This is a genomic window from Oceanobacillus piezotolerans (assembly GCF_003665065.1).
Taxonomy (GTDB): domain Bacteria; phylum Bacillota; class Bacilli; order Bacillales; family Amphibacillaceae; genus Oceanobacillus; species Oceanobacillus piezotolerans.
The window spans coordinates 206,816-228,098 of record NZ_RCHR01000003.1 but is presented as its reverse complement, the minus strand read 5'-3'; the positions used below and the strand labels follow the sequence as shown (position 1 = coordinate 228,098).

At 36.8% G+C, this 21,283-nt stretch carries 24 protein-coding genes and 1 riboswitch; of the genes, 8 read left to right on the top strand and 16 right to left on the bottom strand.

Features of this window, described 5'->3' with window-relative positions; translation table 11 throughout:
* Positions 1-269 precede the first annotated feature (269 nt).
* Entirely contained in the window at positions 270-1,265 is a 996-nt protein-coding gene (lplA, locus tag D8M04_RS09155) for a lipoate--protein ligase (protein ID WP_121522620.1), read from the bottom strand.
* Between the two features lie 78 nt (positions 1,266-1,343).
* Positions 1,344-2,075: an MBL fold metallo-hydrolase gene (locus D8M04_RS09150; RefSeq protein WP_121522619.1), complete on the bottom strand. Its 732-nt coding sequence runs from the start codon at positions 2,073-2,075 to the stop codon at positions 1,344-1,346.
* A 99-nt stretch (positions 2,076-2,174) separates the two neighbouring features.
* Between D8M04_RS09150 and yhfH the strand changes: the two genes are divergently transcribed.
* Positions 2,175-2,303 carry a protein YhfH gene (gene yhfH / locus D8M04_RS09145; protein ID WP_121522618.1) on the top strand — a complete coding sequence of 43 codons (129 nt, stop codon included), beginning with the start codon at positions 2,175-2,177 and terminating at the stop codon, positions 2,301-2,303.
* Positions 2,304-2,432: 129 nt separating this feature from the next.
* On the opposite strand, the gene hemY is transcribed toward yhfH, so the two are convergent.
* The 4 genes from hemY to D8M04_RS09125 all read right to left on the bottom strand — a co-directional run bounded on the left by hemY (position 2,433) and on the right by D8M04_RS09125 (position 8,133).
* Positions 2,433-3,833, bottom strand: a complete 1,401-nt coding sequence (hemY, locus tag D8M04_RS09140; protein WP_121522617.1) for a protoporphyrinogen oxidase — start codon at positions 3,831-3,833, stop codon at positions 2,433-2,435.
* Positions 3,833-4,768, bottom strand: a complete 936-nt coding sequence (hemH, locus tag D8M04_RS09135) for a ferrochelatase (protein WP_121522616.1) — start codon at positions 4,766-4,768, stop codon at positions 3,833-3,835. Before hemH ends, hemY begins: the two co-directional genes overlap by 1 nt.
* A 35-nt stretch (positions 4,769-4,803) precedes the next feature.
* Positions 4,804-5,838 (bottom strand): uroporphyrinogen decarboxylase, encoded by a 1,035-nt coding sequence (hemE, locus tag D8M04_RS09130; protein ID WP_121522615.1) that lies wholly within the window; start codon positions 5,836-5,838, stop codon positions 4,804-4,806.
* Positions 5,839-5,958: 120 nt separating this feature from the next.
* Positions 5,959-8,133, bottom strand: coding sequence for a transglycosylase domain-containing protein (locus tag D8M04_RS09125; RefSeq protein WP_121522614.1), 2,175 nt, complete (start codon positions 8,131-8,133; stop codon positions 5,959-5,961).
* Positions 8,134-8,308: 175 nt separating this feature from the next.
* Between D8M04_RS09125 and D8M04_RS09120 the strand changes: the two genes are divergently transcribed.
* Entirely contained in the window at positions 8,309-8,809 is a 501-nt protein-coding gene (locus D8M04_RS09120) for an antibiotic biosynthesis monooxygenase family protein (RefSeq protein WP_121522613.1), read from the top strand.
* Positions 8,810-8,835: 26 nt separating this feature from the next.
* On the opposite strand, the gene D8M04_RS09115 is transcribed toward D8M04_RS09120, so the two are convergent.
* The 3 genes from D8M04_RS09115 to D8M04_RS09105 all read right to left on the bottom strand — a co-directional run bounded on the left by D8M04_RS09115 (position 8,836) and on the right by D8M04_RS09105 (position 10,533).
* Positions 8,836-9,315 (bottom strand): thioredoxin family protein, encoded by a 480-nt coding sequence (locus D8M04_RS09115; protein WP_121522612.1) that lies wholly within the window; start codon positions 9,313-9,315, stop codon positions 8,836-8,838.
* The gene (locus D8M04_RS09110) at positions 9,316-9,759 is read right to left on the bottom strand and encodes a disulfide oxidoreductase (protein ID WP_121522611.1); all 444 of its coding nucleotides are present in this window, start codon (positions 9,757-9,759) and stop codon (positions 9,316-9,318) included. It abuts the gene before it with no gap.
* Between the two features lie 126 nt (positions 9,760-9,885).
* Positions 9,886-10,533, bottom strand: a complete 648-nt coding sequence (locus D8M04_RS09105; RefSeq protein WP_121522610.1) for a phosphatase PAP2 family protein — start codon at positions 10,531-10,533, stop codon at positions 9,886-9,888.
* Between the two features lie 79 nt (positions 10,534-10,612).
* Here D8M04_RS09105 and D8M04_RS09100 point away from each other — a divergent pair, with 79 nt between their 5' ends.
* Entirely contained in the window at positions 10,613-11,047 is a 435-nt protein-coding gene (locus D8M04_RS09100; RefSeq protein ID WP_121522609.1) for a ferritin-like domain-containing protein, read from the top strand.
* A gap of 26 nt (positions 11,048-11,073) precedes the next feature.
* Here D8M04_RS09100 and D8M04_RS09095 read toward each other — a convergent pair whose 3' ends face one another.
* The gene (locus D8M04_RS09095; protein WP_121522608.1) at positions 11,074-12,291 is read right to left on the bottom strand and encodes an ABC transporter permease; all 1,218 of its coding nucleotides are present in this window, start codon (positions 12,289-12,291) and stop codon (positions 11,074-11,076) included.
* Positions 12,284-13,027 (bottom strand): ABC transporter ATP-binding protein, encoded by a 744-nt coding sequence (locus tag D8M04_RS09090; protein WP_121523112.1) that lies wholly within the window; start codon positions 13,025-13,027, stop codon positions 12,284-12,286. Before D8M04_RS09090 ends, D8M04_RS09095 begins: the two co-directional genes overlap by 8 nt.
* 545 nt (positions 13,028-13,572) lie before the next feature.
* Between D8M04_RS09090 and D8M04_RS09085 the strand changes: the two genes are divergently transcribed.
* A complete protein-coding gene (locus tag D8M04_RS09085; RefSeq protein ID WP_121522607.1) occupies positions 13,573-14,004 on the top strand; it encodes an HIT family protein in 432 nt (143 codons plus the stop codon).
* Positions 14,005-14,403: 399 nt separating this feature from the next.
* Complete coding sequence (locus tag D8M04_RS09080) at positions 14,404-14,724, top strand: hypothetical protein (protein WP_121522606.1); 321 nt, start codon at positions 14,404-14,406, stop codon at positions 14,722-14,724.
* Here D8M04_RS09080 and D8M04_RS20555 read toward each other — a convergent pair.
* From D8M04_RS20555 to D8M04_RS09065, 5 genes are all read right to left on the bottom strand, one after another.
* Entirely contained in the window at positions 14,718-14,897 is a 180-nt protein-coding gene (locus tag D8M04_RS20555; protein WP_121522605.1) for a flagellin, read from the bottom strand. The genes D8M04_RS09080 and D8M04_RS20555 overlap by 7 nt on opposite strands.
* Positions 14,894-15,016 (bottom strand): hypothetical protein, encoded by a 123-nt coding sequence (locus tag D8M04_RS20550; RefSeq protein WP_281277121.1) that lies wholly within the window; start codon positions 15,014-15,016, stop codon positions 14,894-14,896. The genes D8M04_RS20555 and D8M04_RS20550 overlap by 4 nt, the downstream gene beginning before the upstream one ends.
* A 471-nt stretch (positions 15,017-15,487) precedes the next feature.
* Positions 15,488-15,640: a hypothetical protein gene (locus D8M04_RS19990; protein ID WP_158595103.1), complete on the bottom strand. Its 153-nt coding sequence runs from the start codon at positions 15,638-15,640 to the stop codon at positions 15,488-15,490.
* A gap of 496 nt (positions 15,641-16,136) precedes the next feature.
* Complete coding sequence (locus tag D8M04_RS09070; RefSeq protein WP_281277120.1) at positions 16,137-16,337, bottom strand: flagellin N-terminal helical domain-containing protein; 201 nt, start codon at positions 16,335-16,337, stop codon at positions 16,137-16,139.
* A gap of 182 nt (positions 16,338-16,519) precedes the next feature.
* Entirely contained in the window at positions 16,520-17,680 is a 1,161-nt protein-coding gene (locus D8M04_RS09065; protein ID WP_121522604.1) for a flagellin N-terminal helical domain-containing protein, read from the bottom strand.
* Between the two features lie 831 nt (positions 17,681-18,511).
* A riboswitch (purine riboswitch) is annotated at positions 18,512-18,612 on the top strand.
* Between the two features lie 92 nt (positions 18,613-18,704).
* Between D8M04_RS09065 and D8M04_RS09060 the strand changes: the two genes are divergently transcribed.
* The 3 genes from D8M04_RS09060 (at position 18,705) to D8M04_RS09050 (ending at position 21,202) form a co-directional block, all read left to right on the top strand.
* Positions 18,705-20,000: an NCS2 family permease gene (locus D8M04_RS09060; protein WP_121522603.1), complete on the top strand. Its 1,296-nt coding sequence runs from the start codon at positions 18,705-18,707 to the stop codon at positions 19,998-20,000.
* 149 nt (positions 20,001-20,149) lie between these two features.
* On the top strand, positions 20,150-20,674 hold the full coding sequence (locus D8M04_RS09055; RefSeq protein ID WP_121522602.1) for a tryptophan transporter: 525 nt from the start codon (positions 20,150-20,152) through the stop codon (positions 20,672-20,674).
* Positions 20,675-20,839: 165 nt separating this feature from the next.
* Positions 20,840-21,202, top strand: coding sequence for a YtxH domain-containing protein (locus D8M04_RS09050; RefSeq protein WP_121522601.1), 363 nt, complete (start codon positions 20,840-20,842; stop codon positions 21,200-21,202).
* Positions 21,203-21,283: the final 81 nt, after the last annotated feature.

Here is a 21,283-nt window from a genome sequence, read left to right as displayed (position 1 = left end):
GGACAGGCCTAGGTGAGACCCCGCAGTGCGTAGCACGAGGAGGCTCACCAGCCGCCCGCGGAAAGCGACTGCCCGCAGCGGAAATCAGCACATATTTTCATGTGTTTCCTAGTCTTTTTGCACAATAATAAGTCTGGAGCTTATCTATTTTGGCATAAACTACAAGTTTTTAAATATCATAATCTCATTAAGAATGATACACAGCCCCATAAATTTCACGATTTCCAAGCACAAAAAAAAGGCTACCATATAAGATAGCCTCCTAAGAGTTAGTAGAGTAAACCAACAAAATCTTCTTTTGAAATTTTACCTAAATAATGTGGCACGTCAATATCTGCTAAAGCATCTTCAATTGCTCCACGCTCATGACGGACTCCTACTAATTTCTCTTCCAAGTCTTTCACATTTCCAATTCCAAAGAAGTCTCCGAAAATCTTGCAATTTTCAATTACTCCTTTTTGCACATCTAATCGCACATCAACTAAACCAGCTGGGAATTTATGTGACTCTTGTACATTATAAGACGGAGATTTTCCAAAGTTCCATTCCCATTGCTGATATCTATTTTTTGAAATTTCATGGATATTTTCCCAATCTTTAACTGTTAGAACATATTGTGGAACATCCTTTATATCATCTACATCAAAGACGTTCTTAAGAATTGCTTCCTTGAACTGCTCCATCGTGACTTTTTCATCAAGATATTCAGAAATATTCGCTACACGGCTGCGGATAGATTTAATTCCTTTAGATGCGATTTTCTCTTTTTTCACTTTTAATGCCTTTGTAAGCTCTTCAAGCTCAGAATCTAACATAAGTGTGCCGTGACTAAACATACGTCCTTTTGTAGAGAACATGGCATTACCTGAGATTTTTCTTCCTTCAACAGCCACATCATTACGTCCTTGCAGTTCGGCTGGAACTCCTAATTCATTTAATACTTTAATAATTGGCTGAAGGAACTTAGCAAAGTTCTGGAAGCTTTCCCCGTCATCCTTCGTAATAAAGCTAAAGTTAAGGTTTTGTTCATCATGATATACAGCTCCGCCACCAGAAAGACGACGAACAACTTTGATTCCTTTTTCATCCACATAATCGGTATTAATCTCTTCAATCGTATTCTGATTTCTCCCAATAATAATAGATGGCTTATTAATATAGAATAATAAATATGTATCTTTCTCACCGAAGTTTTCTAAAATATATTCTTCAATAGCAAGATTAATCATTGGATCTGTAATGCCTTTGTTATCAATAAACTTCAACGCGAAAACCTCCTAGTAAATTAGTTCTACAAATTAGTTTAATGCATAAATTTAAAGGAATCAACGAATACGTTTCTTTTAGCCTTCCCAGGTTAGCCCTTCTTCAGCAAGCATCAGCTTTCCTTTATAACTTTCGCCTGCTTCTTTTAAAAGCTGACTTCTGTCCCCAAATTGAGGTAAATGACTTAATATAAGTGATTCTACCTTCGCCCTCTCAGCAATTTGACCAACTTCCTGACTATTCATATGGCCCGCTTTTGAACCATCTTGTCCAGCATAGTAATTGCAATCCGCGATAAGTAAACCACTATCTTTTGCAAAGTCAATCCAATCTTCTGTATAACTGGAATCTGCCGTATACACCAAGACACCTTTCCCGTCAGAAATTCTCATGCCATAGCACGGAACAGGGTGTTTCGTTTTCATAAACGTAATTGTAAATGGACCAACTTTTAAAGCTTCCCCCGGCTGATATGCGATTCCTTTTGTAAAGTTATGTGTCAGAGAGCCGAAACCTTCTTTATCCTCCGTATGACCGTATATTGGCAAAACTGTATCACTCTCTGTTACATAATAGTGAATTAAACGAGCGTACTGCAGGACACCAATATCCGCTGTGTGATCATGATGATAATGCGATAGAATAACGGCATCCAAATCTGATACAGCCTTATACTTCTGCAGCTTTGATAAAGAACCACTGCCAGCATCAATCAGCAATGTAAAATTATCATGTTCCAGTAAATAAGCTGATGTTGCCCCATCTTTAGTGGGATAGCCTCCCCAATATCCAACAACTGTTACCTTCATTTTATCCTCTCCTATTTAAAATTTTGTTATAAAACAGTATTGACAAAACACCTTCTGTAGTAATACAATATAAATAATCAAACGAAGGAGGAGTTAATCATGATGAGTGTAATTGAATTTTTCAAAAATCTACCGAAAAAGAAATGCCAGCAATGCGGGAATGACATCCACGAAAAAGCAGATTGTTACGGCAATATCTGTGACGAATGCGATCATCCTGCTAGATAATCACCTTGGATATCACATCGTTATTATAACAGCTAAATGGAGAAACATCCCCATTACAGCCAACCATAGCTGTATTTTTTTTGTCTAAAATAAAAAGGAACAGCAAAAGCTGCCCCTTTTAATTGATATTTACCTCGTTAGAAAATCCAAAACATCGTTTGCTGCTTTTTCCGCGTTTCGAACACAGTCAGGAATACCTGCTCCATCATAGGAACTTCCTATGAGATATACACCGGGCAATTGTGATGAAACAGATTCACGGATTTCTCTCACTCTCTGCTGGTGTCCAACCGTATACTGTGGCCTAGCATTCCTGAACCGAGTAACAATCGTAAAGTCTGGTTTTCCTTTTATTTTCATTACTTTACGTAAATCATTTAATACAATATCAATAATCTCATTATCTGATAAGTCCACTATCTCCTGATCACTCGGTTTCCCTGCGAAGCATCGCAATAACACTTTTCCTTCTGGCGTGGTTGTTGGCCATTTTTTGTTCGCCCATGTACAAGCGGTTATTCTGTACTCATTGGTCTTTCGGGAGACTTGAAAACCAGTCCCGTCCATATTATTCTTTACTTCTTTAGCATCAAAAGCCAAAACAACATTAACCGTAGAAGTTGTCGGTATATCATAAAGCTTCTTGAAGAAATCAAATTGACTAAATACCTTTGGAATTGCACGATGTTCGGTAGCCATCACAACTGCTTCTGCTTTTAATACGCTTCCATTACTTAATAACAAGTGATAACCTTTTTCCTTTTTTTCAATATGGTCGACTTTACAGTTCAATGTGACCGTATCTTCTTCCAGTGCTACTGTCAACCGAAGAACAAGGGTTTCAAGTCCCTCTTGGAAAGTGAAAAACATGCTCTGTTTCTTCTTCTTTCCTTGAGTAGCTGGCATTGTTTTCTGTAGCCCTTTCATTACACTGCCATACTTTTGCTCCAAATGATAGAAATTAGGATAAGTCGCCATAAGACTCATTTCATCAATGTCACCAGAATGAATGCCTGATAGCATAGGTGAAATTTGACTATCGACTACTTCATTACCAAACCTGCGCCGCATAAATTCTCCGATAGAAACATCTTCTTTTGGCTTAGCCTTCGGAAGAATGTAATCACACAATGCCCTTATCCTGCCTTTCACACTGACAAGCTTGGAAGTTAATAAGGGCCCTACTTCTTTTGGCACGCCCATAAACGTTCCTTTTGGCATCGGATGCAATTTGTTATTCTGTAAGATATAGGATTGGCCTGTCTTATTACGAATGATCTCATCGTTTAATCCAAGCTCATCTACCAGCTCTACAATCGAAGGCTTTCTTGAAAGAAGTGAATCAGGTCCCAGCTCAATTGTGTATCCATCTTTTTTTAAGGTTTTTATCCGTCCACCGAGCTTTTCCCCTGCTTCTATTAAAGTAACCTTATATGGAAGCCCCTGTTTATTTATCTTTTTTTGTAAATAATAGGCAGCGGATAAACCACTCATTCCGCCACCTACTACAACAATATTTTTTCGATTCATTACGCTTCACTCTTTGTTGCGTTTAGTACTACATGGGCTAACATTTGAATAAATTCCGGATTTGCATTCGGCATTTCTGGACGATAATAGTTTGCACCTACTTCATCACACACAACTTTACATTCATAGTCATTGTCATAAAGAACCTCCAGGTGATTGGCAACAAAGCCAACAGGTGCGTATACAAAGGAGCGATACCCTTTTTGCTCATATAAATCACGAGTTAAATCCTGTACATCTGGTCCTAGCCATGGATCTGGTGTATTTCCTTCACTTTGCCAGCCTACTTCATAGTTTTCCACCCCAGCAGCTTCTGCAACTAACTTAGCTGTTTCATGTAATTGATCTGAATATGGATCACCATTCTTTAGGATTTTCTCAGGTAAGCTGTGTGCAGATACGATGAGAACTGCATTTTTTCTTTCTTCATCATTCATATTTGTAAATATTTCACGAATCCCATCTGCCCAGTATTTAATAAACCCAGGTTCTTTGTACCAGCTCTCTACAGATTTAATCGTCATTCCGTATTTCTCAGCCTCTGTCTGAGCACGATCATTATAAGACTTGATACTGAATGTAGAATAATGTGGCGCTAAGACGATGGATACAGCTTCCTTTATTCCATCCTTCGCCATTTCTGCAACTGCATCTTCAATAAATGGTGTAATATGCTTCAATCCAATATAAGCTTTAAATTCGTACTCATCTTGACTATTATTTACTGCTTCTTCTAATGCCTTTGTTTGTTCTTCTGTGATTTTGGCAAGTGGAGAAATACCGCCTATTGCTTTGTAACGATCTTTTAAATCCTGCAAAGCTTCTGGTTCAGGTTTTCTGCCGTGACGTATATGTGTATAATACGGTTCGATATCTTCCTCTTTATATGGCGTTCCGTAAGCCATTACTAATAACCCTAGTTTCTTCTTTTCCATGTTGATGCACCTCTCCTGATAGATTAAATTGTCCCTTATTTCTGAGAATAGTCATGGATAAGGTTCGTTAACCTTTTTAAGGTCTCTGGTTTAATATCTGGGGTCACCCCATGACCTAAATTAAAGACATATCTGCCGTCTGCCATGCCTTCATCTAAAATTGCCTTTGTTCGTTTCTCAATTGTTTCCCAATTTGTTAATAGGATTGTCGGGTCAAGGTTACCCTGTAATACTTTTGTCACTCCCAGCTTTCGAGCTTCCGAAATGGAAGTGCGCCAGTCTAACCCGATAACATCTACAGGCAGGTCATTCCATTCCAGCAATAGATGTCTTGCTCCCACACCGAAGAGTATTAATGGTACTCCATGCTTTCTTAATTCCGAGAAAATCTCCGTCATTACAGGTTTAATAAACAGACGATAATCTGCTGCATTTAATGAACCCACCCATGAATCAAAGATTTGAATGGCCTTTGCTCCTGCTTCAATTTGAGCTTCTACATAGGTGATGACCATATCGGATAGCTTGTCCATTAGCGTAAACCATGTTTCAGGCTCGCTGTACATTAATGCTTTTGTTTTACTGTAGTTTTTCGATGGGCCCCCCTCAATCATATAGCTTGCTAAGGTGAATGGGGCACCACTGAATCCTATTAAAGGTACATTCAATTGCTCTTCTGTTAATAATCGAATCGTGTCTAAAACATACGGAACATCCGCTTTTGGATTAATCGTTCCCAGTTTCTCAACATCTTGGAAGTTTCTAATTGGATTGTGAATCACCGGGCCGATACCAGATTTAATTTCCACATCCACTCCAATTGCCGGCAATGGACTCATAATATCTTTGTAAAGTATTGCTGCATCTACGCCGTAATTCTCAACTGGAAGCCTGGTTACATATGCACAAAGTTCTGGTTGATGCGTGATTTCGAATAAAGAATATTTTTCTTTTAAAGCACGATATTCAGGTTGTGAACGACCCGCCTGACGCATAAACCAACCAGGAACATAATCCGTTTCTTCCCCATTATATGCTTTAACAATTGTCTCATTAATTTGTCTAGACATCTAATTTCACCCTTTGTCAATTCTGCCACATTTCTACTATAATAACTAATGTCATAAAAGTGTAGCATATTATATATATTGTCATGAATTTGTACGATATTCGCAAACTTTGACAATCTATTACCAAGAAAATTTAACCGTTTCTGACCGCTTGCCTTCTAATTTGGTTAATGGATTATAAGGTACTACATAGTAACTGTTTTCTTGGAAAAGTACATTGCTTATAACGTATTCTGTCTCTCCCTGCACTTCAGCAACACGCTTATCTATTCCATCCTGCTCCCGGTAAACTCGATATACGACCCGATCATCGCTGGAACCATCCCAGACTAACTTTCCTCTCAACATAGATAATCCACCAAACTCATATTGTGCATGGAGATTGTTAATCTCAGGCAATTCAATAGGTTCTGGGAGAGATTCTACATTCTCTGGTTTTAGAAATTCTTCTGATAGAGGATGGATATTATCCACTTCTGATAATATTGCCTTGGTTAGCGCTGTTGGATAGGCACTTCCGTCTGTCAAATAATGTTCCATATCTGAATGATCATACCCCATCCATAACGCTGTCACATATTCTGGTGTATATCCAACAAACCATGCATCCTTAACTCCCCCATCTACATGAGGATGCTGTGTGGAACCCGTTTTACCTGCTAAAGCTTTATCATAATCCCCAGCTTGAGCCGTCCCTTCCTCAACAGCTGTAGTCAGCATTTCCGTCATATTCCAAGCAACCTGAGAATCGAAGACCCCCGTTTCCTCTTGATTTGCCTGATAAATGACGTTATTTTCATTATCATAAATTGTATTAATACTATAAGAATCCATTACCTTTCCACCACTAGCAAAAGAACGAAAACCTTCCATCATTTGAAGTGGAGAAACACCATACTTTAACCCTCCAAGAGCGATTGCTAAGTCATTATCTTCAATGTGTATCCCCATTTTTTCAAGGTATTGCTTTGCATACTTCACACCTATTTGATCAAGCAGCCAAACAGCAGAGGTATTCTTAGAGTTTACAATCGCATCGTAAATACTTACGTAATCTTGGTAGACGTCATCCACATTGGAAACCATATATTCTTCCATCGGCTGATCAGGGATAATCGTATATGGTGTGTACCCATCTTCATGCATCATAGCTGGCCCGTAAACAGCAATTGGTTTAAAAGTAGAACCAGGCTGGCGGGTTACTGTAACTCGATTTAAATCGCCAAACATAAAGTCTCTTCCACCAAGAGCAGCAACAATCTCTCCTGTTTGTTGATTCATCATAACAAAAGCGCCCTCAACATCCTCTGTATTGCCAGGGAAGTACTCATCATTTTGAAACTGTTCATATGCAGCCTGCTGCACCTCAAGATCCACGCTCACTACAATTCTGTAACCTCCACGCCTGAGTTCATCAATGGAGAGCTGATATTTATCAGCAGCTTCTTTCGTAGCTAAATCTACATAGCTTGCCAACCATGGCATTTCCTCTTTTTCTTGAACATTTAACCCTAATGTTTTCCCCTGCTCACTTAATCTTGCCTCCGTAGAAATTTTCTCAGCTTCATCCATTGCATAAAGCACTGTATTTCTTCGGTCCAAAGCTTTCTCAGGATGATTAATAGGTGAATATCCATTAGGGGCCTTTGCTAGCCCAGCCAGTAAAGCTCCTTCTGCGACAGATAAATCTGCAACCGGCTTAGAGAAGAAGAATTGAGATGCTGTTTCTACTCCATACACACCATGACCAAAATAAATTTCATTAAGATAGAGCTCTAATATCTCATCCTTGGTTAGTTTCTTCTCTAAATAAATAGCTGCCATCACTTCTTTTATTTTTCTGGACCATGTTTTATCATTATATAGAAATAAGTTCTTTGCTAATTGCTGTGTTATGGTGCTGCCACCTTCTACCTTGCTCATGGCCATAATATCTTTTATTACTGCACGTGTAATAGATTTCATATCTATACCAGCATGGTCATAAAATCGTCTATCTTCTATGGCGATAAAAGCATCTTGAACGTGCTGCGGGATTTTTTCAATTGAAAAATAATCCCGGTTCTCGTGATACAAGGTTTCTATAACTTCACCATCTGTGGTTTCAATCGTTGTAGTCGTATTTAATATTAGATCTTCTTCCTTAACTACTATACTTCCACCAACTAAAACTCCGCCATATCCTATTAAACCAAGAAAAAGAACAGATACACAAATAATCATCGTATATCTAAGTTTTTTATTCTTAGGAAGAGGGAGGCGAAATTTCTTATAACGTTTTTCATTATCCTGCATTTGTTCACCTCTACACAGATTAAATCCATTATACGACATTTTCTAACATGTAGAAAGCAATATATACTTTATCTTATTTAATAATAATTACATTTTTAAACTTTGCAGATTATTAGATGTTGAGTATATAATGTCGTATACTCTAAGCAAAGGATAAGGAAAGGATGGTTGTTCAATGAAAGCTTATATGACTAAAGGAACCGTGGATTTTCTCGTTAAACTTTCTAAAAAGCATGCACTAGATATTTACATCATGAACAACAATGAAGGCGGATTAGCTTATTATGAGGATGCGAAGAAGAGTATTTTCACTACCGGTAAAGACTATGAAATCATTACACAAAATGGAGAAATGCAAGCAGAAGGGTTTGTTGTCATGAACAACATTCCTGTCACAGATGATGCACGTGCGGTGTTTGAGGACAGATTTAAGGCTAGACGCAGTGATGTGGATTCGATGCCAGGCTTTCAAGCATTTCGATTCCTGCGTCCACTGAAAGGAAATCATTACGTGGTACTGACTCAATGGAATTCGGCTTCAGATTTTGACAACTGGAAGAACTCAGAGACATTCCAAAAGGCACATCAAAACCAAGAAGTCAAAAAACCGGCTTATTATGCAGATCGTCCGTTTACTACAAGTTATCAAATGTATGTAGAAGAAGAAAACAGCTAACTAGGATTTCCTAGTTAGCTGTTTCGTTAGTTTAATACATATTGATCAAAAAACGCCTGAAATTCTTCTTCCGTTCGTTGACCAACAATGCGGGCAACTTCTTCCCCATTCTCAAAATGTACAAGAGTTGGAGTAGATTGGATTGCGTAAGGTGCAGCTTCTTGTCCAAATTCTAAAAGATTATATTTCTTCATATCTATATTATTGTCCTCTGCTAAAGGAACAAGATATGGTGTTGTTTGTTGACAGTATACACAAGTTGGACTATAGAAATAAACAGTAACTGGTTCGCCACTCTCTACTTTTCCAGCAAGCTCATCTGGTAAAATCTGATTCCCATAGTCTGGATTGTCTAATTGATCGATGGTTGCTTGATCCAGATCTGTAGTTCCATATGGATTATCAGCACCAGCCAGTTTTTGATTGTTTTGATATTGTACTACAAAGAATAATGCGATAAGAAGGACAACGATAACTCCTATTATTGCAATCATTTTTTTCCCCATTTATTTACTCTCCTTTTTGTTTTTTAACTCTCTTAATAGTAATAGATGTGAAATAAAAATTACACTAAAAGCTATGAAAGCTAAAAACGGTATAGTAATAAAACCAAAATAATCTATGTATTTTAGGTTACAAGAAACTCCTTCACACGATCCCCCTAACTCCTGGAAGGCAGGGACATTTTGCAGGAGATAGTGATACATGGATAGAAGTATCCCGATTCCACTCAAAATGAGTCCAGGTAATGCGACACTTATTTCTTTTTTAATAGCTGCGACCCCATAAATGACAACCAATGGATACATGAGAATACGCTGATACCAGCAGAGTTCACAAGGAACATACCCCATTACTTCAGAGTAAAACAAGCTGCCAGCCATCGCAATAAAGGCTTGAGTCCACGCTAGAATAAGTAGATTTTCTGCTTTCTTCGTTATTTTCACCATCGCCATTTCCCCTTCTTCATCCTTCTCTTAAAGTATACAAACTTTAATTACAATGTACAAGATAATTACTAATAATAAGTAATAGAAATTTGACAGAATCCGCAAACTTTACAACATGTCTTTCATTCAGTCACGAGATCGATACCTCTCTCTTTGAAGCCTCTCGTAAAGATAAGTGAGCGCGATTAAACATAAATAACCAATATTAAACCCAGCAATGATATCCGTTAAATAATGAACGTTTATAAAATATCTGCTAATCCCAATTAACAAAATAACAAGTGAAAAACCTACCTGCGTACAAATAATAGCATGTTTAGACTTCAATTTTCTCGTTATAAAATAAGCAAGCAAACCATAACAAACGATAGAAATCATCGCATGTCCTGACGGGAAACTATACCCCACTCCACGCGCTTCTTCTAATATAGAAGGTCTTTCGCGTTCAATCCATTGTTTGATCCAACTATTAAGATAATAAGTAAGCAATGTTCCAAAAGCAAAAATGATTGGTGCCTTCATATTTTTTAAAAGCACCCACAGCACAATAGACATAGAGATTACAAAGGGTATAAGAAAACCTCGAGAACCTAAGTGAGTAATCGTAAGAAAAATATTATAAACAAAAGTCCCACCTGCCTGACTGGCTAGTTCACGAGTCCATTGGTCTAATAAAGGGACAGAACCATTCACAATCTGTATCATCCAAATGCATGTCATAGCGACTAGGATCATCAATAAGACTAAAAGAATTCCTTTTCTCTCACTAAACATAAAGTACTCCTTCAAATGTTTGAAATATATTCATCGTGGTATAAGAGTAGTATAACAAAAAATAAAGGCAGGGATTAGGATGGATAAAGATTTACAAGAATTAATCGATGGGTTAAATGTTGATTTAGCGAATGAATATGGTGCAGCAATTCAATACACCTATAGTGCGTCGGTTGTTTCGGGTTTATACCGTTCTGCTTTAAAGCCATTCTTTGAAGAAGAAATTACCGATGAACTTGGGCACGCCCTCTATCTATCAGAAAAAATTAAATCATTAGGTGGTACACCAACTACAACGCCTGCAGAAGTACCTCAGCCTACAGATGTAAAAGATATACTAAATGCAACACTAGAAGCGGAAACAGCAACGATTAAGCGTTATGAAGAAAGAAAAGAGCAAGCAGAAAAACTAGGACTTACAGAGCTTGTTGTTAAACTGGAAGATTTAATTTCCGATGAAACACACCATAAAGAAGAAATCGAACGGCTATTGGAAGACCCTAGATTATCATAAAAAAGGATGGTACCGAACCATCCTTTTTATTTGCTTAATTTTCCTTTTACATATCCATTTATGAAAAGGAAAGTAAATAATATACCACTACCTAAAGCCAGGATAAACCCAAGGTATTCCTGTGAAAAAAGGAATAGAACTGAGAAGATAACCGTTTGAACCAAACCTAACTGATATAGAATAGTAACAAGTGCTCGCTTCTTCTCTTTTGCTTCCACAGGGTATATATCAAGCCACATAATCGTCCGGTGATGCTTATACAAAGCCATCATTTGAAAGATGCTTAAATAGAGAAACAGGATTCCGAAAAGCAGCTTCATCCAGAGGTTTGGAATAAAGACGATAAACAGACCTCCAATGATGATTAATCTGACATACATCCCGATATAATCACCGCTGCGAACAAACGTGATTCGATATAAATAATCATACGTCTGTTTTTTCTCTAACGGTACACGGTCTGTTATTAGAGATACTAACCATTGTCTCTTCCTTACCTTAACACGAAGGTGCGGAACCTCTGCAAACATACTGGCTAATCGATAAAAAGCCTGCATGCGCTGCTGGTCTTTTTCAATTAGATGGCCCCAATTTAAGCAAATTTGTTTCTTGGAGACCGTATAATCATATAAGAAGACCAGTCCAAAAATAACAGTCGTAATTGCTGCGAAGAGCATATCTCCGTTAACTAAAAAGTAGAAAATCGCTATATTTAGCAATAATCGAACAGCAACATCGATCCTTCTTACATTCTGATCGCGAACCTTTAACATCCACCAGTTCGCAAGTAAATTTCCTATTTTAAAAATTAAAATCACTATTAGAGTGTAGAGATAAATTCGTCCTGTTCGTTCTGGATATGCAGCAAAATACAAAGGTCCAAACGCAGCAACTATTAAAAGAATGACGTAAAGCTGTATGAAAAAGCTATATATGATTGCATTTCGAAAATAAGCGGTCATCTTGTCCTCGGCTGTAATAATAAAGACGACGTCCGGCTCTTTTAATAACGTTCTTACTGGGCTATATGTAACTAATATTCCAAACACCACTCCTATAATTAACGATGTTGGAAAATTATCTGGAAGCTGTGTCACCCAGCCCTGGTAATAATAAGCTAAGGCAGAAATCAGAAAAAGCATGGCAATGGCTGTATGTCCATTGAGGATATAACGCATATATCTTCCTATTTCCTTCATATGCGAGGACAATCGCTGTTTATAAAGTGAATTGGAATCAAACATGGCTATCTTCCTTTGTTAATTGTACATACAAATCATCCAGCGTCGCCATCGGCATATCAAAGCTTGCCCGTAATTCTTCTAATGTCCCCATCGCCCGAATTGTTCCATCATGCAGAATAATAAAACGGTCACAGTAACGTTCTGCCGTAGCTAAAATATGAGTGGACATTAAGATTCCCGACCCATTATTCTTCATTTCTTCCATTAAACGCAGATAAGACTGAATTCCTAATGGATCAAGCCCAACAAAAGGCTCGTCCACAATATATAAGGGTGGTTCTATAAGAAAGGCACACATAATCATTACCTTTTGTCTCATTCCCTTAGAGAAATGGACTGGAAACCACTTTAACTTCTTCTCCATGCGAAATTCCTTCAACAATGGCGGGAGCCGTTTTTCAAATTCTTCCTCTGAAATGCCATATGCCATCGCCGTTAATTTCAAATGCTCCTGTAGGGTTAATTCATCATATAATATCGGCATTTCTGGAATGTAGGCGATTTGATTACGGTAGGAAGTTGGATTGTCCTTAAATGTTTTTCCATTTATCGAAATCGTCCCTTTTCTCGCCTGCATCAAACCGATAATATGCTTAATGGTTGTACTTTTACCAGCACCATTAAGGCCAATCAAACCAACAATTTCTTTCGGCTGTATTTCAAAAGAAATTCCGTGTAACACATCTTTATGGGTATAACCTCCGTAAAGGTTCTCTATCCGTAACAATGATTCCACTAATTCTTCCTCCTCTTTACTTCTCTCCATTTTATCATTTCCACCTATCTTTTCCAAAGCAAACCGCAAATGACTTTTCGACAAGATTTTTTTATTTTTCATGTATAGTTATAAAGATATCGCACAAGATAGTATTGAAGAAACGGGATGCAGCAAGCACTTAAATCGTGTGTATCACAAATGAGGTGTTGGTGATCGAGTTACTAATTTAGCTTTTGTGTTTAACATTAAAACACAAATGAGGTGTTAGTGAACGATAAACTACTCTGAATTTCGTGTATAAAAGTCACACAAATGAGGTGTTAGTGTTGGCGTTCTAATGACAACAAAACCCTTTTGCCAGAACGCACCTCAGGCTCTCTGAGATGCTGACAAAAAGGTTTTAGTAAACAGTTCACGCAACTGCTTTACAGGGTCCCCACGCATTAGAGGTACCATCCCGTTTCTTCATTCACAAGGCTTAGTCCAGATGTTGGACTAAGTCTTTTATTTATGACATACTTAAGGAAACTAAATTTTAAAAATATATAAGGAGTGGAGTACTTATGAGTCATGAAGATTGTATCTTTTGTAAAATTATAAATGGAGAACTTCCATCCGCCAAGGTTTATGAAGATGAGAAGGTATATGCATTCCTGGATATTTCTCAAGTAACAAAAGGACATACACTAATTGTTCCAAAAACACATACGAAAAACATTTATGAAACACCTGCAGATGTTGCTGGCGCACTATTTGAACGTGTACCAAAGGTTGCTAATGCGATTAAAGCAGCATATAATCCTTTAGGTCTTAACCTTATTAATAATAATGAAGCAGCAGCTGAGCAATCTGTGTTCCACTTACATATTCATTTGATTCCTCGTTATGGTGAGGGTGATGGTTATACACCTAATTGGGTGACGCATAGTGAGGAGTATAGTTCGGAGGATTTGGGTAGGATTGCTGGGGAGATTAGTGGGGCTATTAAAGAGTAGATAAAGTATAGGTTCTTTCAAGGTTGGATAGTCGGAGGTTTAGATTTTGTTATGATTTCTTAAGAAAACGCTTGTCCTTTTATGGATTGAGCGTTTTTTGTGCTAGTCCTTTTGTAAATCATTAAAGTATAAGTATGCCAGTAAGTAATTTTTTACCTATTTTGTCATAAATACAATTAATAATATAAGGTAATGCTCACAGAAATATACTAATTACAAAATACAACAAAAATGAAAAGCATTTCAATTGATGATGAATATAAATACATTTCTTAGATTATAACTTTATAATTATTTATTTTGGGATAGAAATATAAATAAATATTCATATTACATGTAATGCATTACTGCTTTAACGTAAAAAGTAAGTGATTTTAATAAATTATAGGAGGTCGTAAAATGGAAAACTATATTAAAGTAAGCACTATTATGTTAACTCAAGGTAACATTACTGATATTACCATTAATAATGAGGAAACAATAGTAGAAGCTATTACAAAATCTGAGATACTCAATGAGTCAAACCTTCGTCAGATTTTCAATATAGGAGCTTGGCTGCTTATTATCCATTGTATTATTGTATTATTGTTTTGTTTTCGATCCTTCACATCTACCGTTTCCAGCTCCGTTGTGGTACAAAGCGATTTAGAAAGTTCCAGCAATTCACCCAGTTATGACCTAACCGGTAACCAGATTAGACAACCCCCATCAAATTACTGAAGTATTTGTAATACTCCTTGAGGAATTTGTTGGGATTGAGCTAACATAGATTGTGCGGCTTGTGTAAGGATATTATTCTTCGTGAATTCAATCATTTCTTTTGCCATATCAACGTCACGTATACGTGACTCTACAGAAGATAGGTTTTCTGTACTTAACTGGCTTACGTTCATGGCATGTTCTGTACAGCACCTAATTTTGAACGATAGGATGAAACTGATTCGATAGCATTATCAAATTTGGTAATTGCTTCAATGTTATCTGTTACAAGGTCAACATTCTCAATGCCCAATGCAGCTGTGCTAACCCCCCTCAGGTTTACTTCTATAGATTGTCCCCCATTTGCTCCAATTTAAAACTTAATAGAACCTGCAAGTGTATCCATATTTATTTCGGTAAAATTGTCAACCCAGTGTACCATTGGGTCTGTTGCAGCTGTTGGTGAAGTTAATTCATCTTCAACAAAGGTCTTCCCATTAGTCTTAAAGTCAGTAATAAAACCACTTAAACTTCCCCAAGTTGTTTTAGAAAGTGTATCATCTAAAGTTTCAGTCCTTTTCCCATTACCATCGGTAATTGATAGGTCAGCAAAAAAACTTTATATCTGAAATAGAGCCACCTTTAGTCGCTAACTTACTATCAAGATACTCCACCGATGCATAACCAGCGGCATAATTAATACTTTGACCGCCCCGCTTTGCCCATCTCCTACGGCATAACAATTTTGTCTGCAGCATCCGATTTGTCTACTGCAACCCTCTTATTAAATCAGGTTTTTCATTCCCCCCCAGACCCGGTCTGCACCACCACTTAAATATTCTGCTGATTCTTCATTGAACCATTTGGGTATAGCACGGTCGCCTGTTAGCCCTTCATTGTTTACGCCTTGATCCATGTTCAATGTACGAGTAAACACAGCATGTACCATTTCATGCGCAATAGTAGCATCAAAATAGTTAAATGGATCGTCATTTCCATTGGGAGCGAAAGATTTTTATAAATCAGCAATGTCGATTTCCATTACTATATTTACACCTTGATTTATGGAAGATTTCACACCATCAGCTAACCTGTGCTAATGTACCACTCTTTCCATCAACTTCAGTAAAACTTATGGTGATGCTAGCCCCATCCCCAGTTAAACTAAATTCTTGTTCAATCTTTTTTTCTGCATTTTGCAGCATTCCTGGCAGTGCATCTTTAAACTTTTGTATTTCTTCTAAGAATAGAAGAGCTATTACGATTTAATAATTTTATCGTATTAAATTCAGTTTCACTGAAATACAATTAAATTCTTCTTTCAATTGAGCAACTTCTTCTTGCGATATTTTTCGATCTTTTTCTGTTAATGTAATTGTTGCTAGCTTGTACACTTAATTCCCTGCCTCTTTGCAAAATTAAGTTAACCTCATTTAATCCGCCTTCCGAGTTTGGATTAAGGAAAATCCTTCTTGGATATTTCTAGAAGCTTGTTCTAGACCTCTTATTTTACCGTGCATTTTTTCAGGGATAGCTAGACCTGCTGCTTCGTCTCCAGAATTATTAATGCGTAAACCATAGGATAACTTCTCAAAGATTGTTGTATCTTTGATGAATTGACAGAGAGTTATCATTGTGCTTTTAATGCGGTGATATTGTGAATCATGATCATGCTGTATATTTTTTCCTTACAACCATTTAGAAAATTTAATGTAAACATTCATCTGGAAGTTAAACCCCATATATAAATATAGAATAACTCTCTTGAATTGAAAAAGGACTCTAGCAATGCTAGAGTCCTCATCTTCAATTGCTATTATTGAAGTAATTGTAATACACCTTGTGGTTGTTGGTTTGCTTGAGCTAACATAGATTGTGCCGCTTGTGAAAGGATGTTATTCTTAGTGAATTCCATCATTTCTTTAGCCATATCAACATCACGGATACGTGATTCTGCAGCAGTAATATTTTCTGCAGAAGTTCCTAAGTTGTTAATTGTGTGATCTAAACGGTTTTGAACTGCACCAAGTTTAGAACGTTCAGCAGAAACTGTATCAATTGCTGATTGAATCTTTGTAATTGCTACATCAGCTGAAGTTTGAGATGAAATATTAATTCCTTTTGCTGTATTCGGATTAGCTGGGTCAACAGCACTAGCAGTAACACCAGTTCCAACAGCAGATAATGCAGTATCACTATAATCATCGGCTTTAACTACGTTGATTTCACCTAACTTTTCCAAAGCTGCAACAACGTCATCAGTTGTTGCCGTCGAAGTACCATCAGCTTGTTGTGCTAGAGTGATTGTGATTGTATCTCCAGCGTCATTTAATTCTGCAGTTGTTTCAAGTATTGCTTCACCTGAAACTGTATCTAAAGCAGTATATGAAATGTCGATATCCTTAGTTGTATTGTTAGTTACACTAACCCCAGTAATACCAGTAAGTGCTTGTTCCGCACCAGTATAGCCAACAACACCTAATTTAGTAGCATCCATGTCACCAATTTCAATCTTAATATTTTGTCCTTCATTTGCACCAACTTGGAATGTACCGCTAAATGTACCATCTAATAGCTTTTGAGTATTAAACTCTGTGTCATCAGAGATATCAGTTAGTGCTTGTGCTAATTGATCCACTTCTTTTTGTAGCTCTGCGCGGTCAGATTTAGTATTCGTATCGTTAGAACTTTGTACAGCTAATTCACGCATACGTTGTAAAATTGCATGAGTCTCATTTAATGCACCTTCAGCTGTTTGAATTAAAGAAATACCGTCTTGAGCATTCTTTTCAGCCATTTCTAATCCACGAATCTGTCCACGCATTTTTTCAGAGATAGCTAAACCTGCTGCGTCATCTCCAGCTTTGTTGATACGAAGACCTGAAGAAAGTTTCTCCAATGAATTTTGTGTTGCACCTTGGTTTGCTCCTAATTGGCGGTGTGCGTTAAGAGCAGAAATATTGTGATTGATAATCATGATCAATCTACCTCCATGTTGTTTATTTTTAGCAAGTCACATCCTTGTGTCTTGCTTCATAATTAATATCGGCATGGTTTTGGATAGTTTAAATGTTTTGTATAAATTTTTTTCATATTGATAGATAACTTATTATTTGAAAAGTTCAAGAACATAATAGAAGATAAATGGAAAAAATCAATATGATAATTCAAGTGTTAACTTTGAAAGGAAAGAAGAGAGATATTTATTAATACAGCACCATCTCATGAGGCGAAGTTCATATAATCTATTAATTGGACACAGAGAACAGGAATTTTTAATTATTTCTAGAAGTGTCTAAAATGATTAATATAGAAGATTAGGTGAATTTGAATTTGTTATTATACTTCCCAACGACTTGAATAGAATTGATTCTATTTTAAAAATAATGAATTAAAAGGAAGGAGATTTTCGTTCCAATTATTGCAAGTAATTAACTACTCTAAGTAAAATTAGCTTACTTATGTATATTATTTTTATAATTACAATTCTCCTAAGAATTGTTTCCCCTGGGATTCTTTATGTAATCTTTACCTCTTAATAAGAGTTTAAATATATGGCTATGCTTTCAATATTCACATAGAACTCTTAAAAGTAGATTATAAGGGTTCTATGCATAATAATCTTAAAATGCTAATTGGCATTCTTCTTTCACCTCAAAACAACTGCAAAATCTCCTTTATCTCGACAATTATCTATAGATTAAATAAAAGCATAAACCATCCAGAAGATCTTGTAGGAAAAAAACATCTCTTAATCCCCCTCCACCTTGACGCCTCCCCCTCGACTTGTTAAAATCTTTCTATTGTCTAAAAACAAATAGCTACATCTTGTATAAGTCCAGGAATATGGCTTGGACGTTTCTACCAGCTACCTTAAATAGCTTGTCTACAAGGGATGGAATGTGTTTTATTTCTATACCTTTGAATGTTACTTTGGCATGCTGGAAAGAAGCCAAAGTTTTTTTATATACAAAAGTAGCAATTAGGAGATACTACACATTATGAAAAACTTTTTTGGATTTACCGAAAGAAATACATCATATAAGCAGGAAATATTTGCAGGTCTAACAACCTTTCTTTCCGTTTCGTATATTTTAATCGTAAACCCGCTTATTCTAAGTCAAGCGGGAATGGATCGAGGGGCTGTATTCACCGCAACCGCTCTTACCGCAATCATTGGTACATTACTTATTGGTTTACTTGCGAACTACCCAATCGCTATTGCACCTAGTATGGGACTAAATTCATTCTTTACTTTTTCCGTTGTGATCGGAATGGGGATTGAATGGCAAGTAGCTTTGACTGGCGTTTTTATTGCGGGAATTATTTTTATGATTTTAAGCTTAATGAAAATAAGGGAAAAGATCATTAACGCGATTCCCAAGGATATAAAACATGCGATTGCTGCTGGGATTGGTTTTTTCATTGCATTTATCGGTTTTAAAAATGCCGGAATTATTGTTGCCAACCCAGATACTTTTGTTTCCATTGGTGACCTAACATCTCCTGGTACAGGATTAGCTATCTTTGGTTTTATTATTACCATTATTATACTCGTTCGTGGTGTAAATGGAGCAATTTTTTATGGAATGGCGATTACAACGATTATCGGTATGCTTGTTGGCTTAATTAAAATTCCCTCTTCGATTATTGGTACCATTCCAAGTCTTGAACCCACCTTTGGTGTTGTATTTATGAATTTGGATGCAATTTTTACACCGGATGTGTTAGCAGTTATTTTCACCTTTTTATTCGTTGCCTTTTTTGATACAGCTGGTGCGTTAATTGCACTAACTAGTCAAGCTGGAATTATGAAAAACAATGAGATTCCGAAAATAGGACGAGCATTGCTAGCGGACTCTTCAGCTGGGGCAATAGGAGCGGTACTTGGAACGTCTACACCTGCAACAAGTGTTGAATCCTCCTCAGGTATTGCAGTTGGCGGGAAAACTGGATTTACATCGATTATCATTGCACTCTGCTTTGCAATAGCACTGTTCTTCTACCCTATTCTGGCGGTAATCACTACAGAGGTCACTGCTCCCGCATTAATTATTGTTGGGGCATTAATGTCGATGGATATTCGAAATATCGACTGGAGCAAAATCGAAATTGTCATTCCAGCATTTTTGACCATAATTATGATGCCACTAACTTCCAGTGTGGCAATGGGGCTTGCTTTTGGATTTATCCTTTACCCTTTAGTGCTACTAGCACAAAAGCGTTATAAAGAAATACATCCTATTATGTATATCCTGTGTGTATTGTTTATTTTATACTTTATTTTTATTGCATAGTGAGAATAAATTTCTGAAGCTACTCTTAATAATTAGTACTTTCTATTTACCTATTCCTCTGTTATAATTATTTGTATATTCCGCAACTGACAACAGTGTACAGTTGGGAAAAAAGATTAGAAGAGAAGAGCAGAGGAGAGATTTAGAAAATGAAAATACGTGTATTAATTATGTTGGCATTACTAGTTGGTATTGGTACGGTTCTACACGCCGCCATCCCTGGTTTATCTATAATGGGTGTAAAACCAGACTTGTTATTATCAATGATGTTTCTAGGAATCTTTTTATTCCCTAAAGCTAAATATGTATTATTACTATCCTTAACTTCAGGAATCGTTGCTGCTTTAACTACAACAGCAGCTGGTGGACAAATTGCAAATGTTATTGATAAACCAATAGCAGCATTTATTGTCTTAGCCCTATTCTTATTAATAAAGGATAGAATAAACACAGCAATCACTGCACCTATCTTAACGTTTATTGGTACAGTAATTAGTGGTTCCGTATTTATAGGTATCGTATCTATGATTGCAGGTTTACCTGAAGGTGGCTTTATTGCTTTAATATTAACAGCAGTAGTACCTGCTGCAGCTATAAACACTGTGATTATGGTAGTGGTTTATCCAATCGTTCAAGCAATTATGAAGCGTTCCAATTTAGCAACTGCATTATAATAAATAATAACCACCCTCTGGCACCCGATGTCAGAGGGTTTTTTTAAAAATTTTCACTTGTAGTGTTTAATAGCAGGTAAAGAGAGGAAATGTTATAATAAAGTGGAACTTCATTATGTGAAGGTTTGTACATCACATAAATGAAAGAAAGGGGCGTGTGTTTCTATGTCAAGAGCAAAATCATTAGCACTCGGGCTCGTAGTCGGGGCTTCCGTAAGTACAGCCATTACTTTGTTAACTACACCTTCATCTGGTCGTGATGTCCGTAGTCGTGTGAAAGATCAAAGTCTAGAACTTAAGGACTTGTTTTATAATCTTAAAGAAGATGGCTTACGCCTTAAAAGACAAATTACGGAAACTTCCAAAGAAAGTGCTGTTTTAATCAAAGATTTAACCGAGGATATTAAAAAATCCGTAGAAGAATGGAAAGCAACAGTTGAACCACATCAAGAAAGTATTCACAACTATCTAGAGCAAATTGAAAGCAGCTTAAGAGATTTAGAAGAAAAAGTAAAATCGAACAAATAACCTTCTCATTAAATGAGAGGGTTTTTTGTTTACTACATGTATCCACCAAGCTTACATCTATTTTTCCTCCTCATAATGGTT

Excerpts from the sequence above, each read along its gene's own strand:
- D8M04_RS09055 (WP_121522602.1), top strand. The coding sequence starts at position 20,150 with ATGAAAATACGTGTATTAATTATGTTGGCATTACTAGTTGGTATTGGT.
- D8M04_RS09100 (WP_121522609.1), top strand. The coding sequence starts at position 10,613 with ATGGATAAAGATTTACAAGAATTAATCGATGGGTTAAATGTTGATTTA.
- hemE (WP_121522615.1), bottom strand. The coding sequence starts at position 5,838 with ATGTCTAGACAAATTAATGAGACAATTGTTAAAGCATATAATGGGGAA.
- D8M04_RS09065 (WP_121522604.1), bottom strand. The coding sequence starts at position 17,680 with ATGATTATCAATCACAATATTTCTGCTCTTAACGCACACCGCCAATTA.
- hemY (WP_121522617.1), bottom strand. The coding sequence starts at position 3,833 with ATGAATCGAAAAAATATTGTTGTAGTAGGTGGCGGAATGAGTGGTTTA.
- D8M04_RS09125 (WP_121522614.1), bottom strand. The coding sequence starts at position 8,133 with ATGCAGGATAATGAAAAACGTTATAAGAAATTTCGCCTCCCTCTTCCT.
- D8M04_RS09120 (WP_121522613.1), top strand. The coding sequence starts at position 8,309 with ATGAAAGCTTATATGACTAAAGGAACCGTGGATTTTCTCGTTAAACTT.
- D8M04_RS09080 (WP_121522606.1), top strand. The coding sequence starts at position 14,404 with ATGGAAAACTATATTAAAGTAAGCACTATTATGTTAACTCAAGGTAAC.
- D8M04_RS09050 (WP_121522601.1), top strand. The coding sequence starts at position 20,840 with ATGTCAAGAGCAAAATCATTAGCACTCGGGCTCGTAGTCGGGGCTTCC.
- D8M04_RS09115 (WP_121522612.1), bottom strand. The coding sequence starts at position 9,315 with ATGGGGAAAAAAATGATTGCAATAATAGGAGTTATCGTTGTCCTTCTT.
- D8M04_RS09060 (WP_121522603.1), top strand. The coding sequence starts at position 18,705 with ATGAAAAACTTTTTTGGATTTACCGAAAGAAATACATCATATAAGCAG.
- hemH (WP_121522616.1), bottom strand. The coding sequence starts at position 4,768 with ATGGAAAAGAAGAAACTAGGGTTATTAGTAATGGCTTACGGAACGCCA.
- D8M04_RS09150 (WP_121522619.1), bottom strand. The coding sequence starts at position 2,075 with ATGAAGGTAACAGTTGTTGGATATTGGGGAGGCTATCCCACTAAAGAT.
- D8M04_RS09110 (WP_121522611.1), bottom strand. The coding sequence starts at position 9,759 with ATGGTGAAAATAACGAAGAAAGCAGAAAATCTACTTATTCTAGCGTGG.
- D8M04_RS09085 (WP_121522607.1), top strand. The coding sequence starts at position 13,573 with ATGAGTCATGAAGATTGTATCTTTTGTAAAATTATAAATGGAGAACTT.
- D8M04_RS20555 (WP_121522605.1), bottom strand. The coding sequence starts at position 14,897 with ATGAACGTAAGCCAGTTAAGTACAGAAAACCTATCTTCTGTAGAGTCA.
- D8M04_RS09070 (WP_281277120.1), bottom strand. The coding sequence starts at position 16,337 with ATGATAACTCTCTGTCAATTCATCAAAGATACAACAATCTTTGAGAAG.
- D8M04_RS09105 (WP_121522610.1), bottom strand. The coding sequence starts at position 10,533 with ATGTTTAGTGAGAGAAAAGGAATTCTTTTAGTCTTATTGATGATCCTA.
- D8M04_RS09095 (WP_121522608.1), bottom strand. The coding sequence starts at position 12,291 with ATGTTTGATTCCAATTCACTTTATAAACAGCGATTGTCCTCGCATATG.
- yhfH (WP_121522618.1), top strand. The coding sequence starts at position 2,175 with ATGATGAGTGTAATTGAATTTTTCAAAAATCTACCGAAAAAGAAATGC.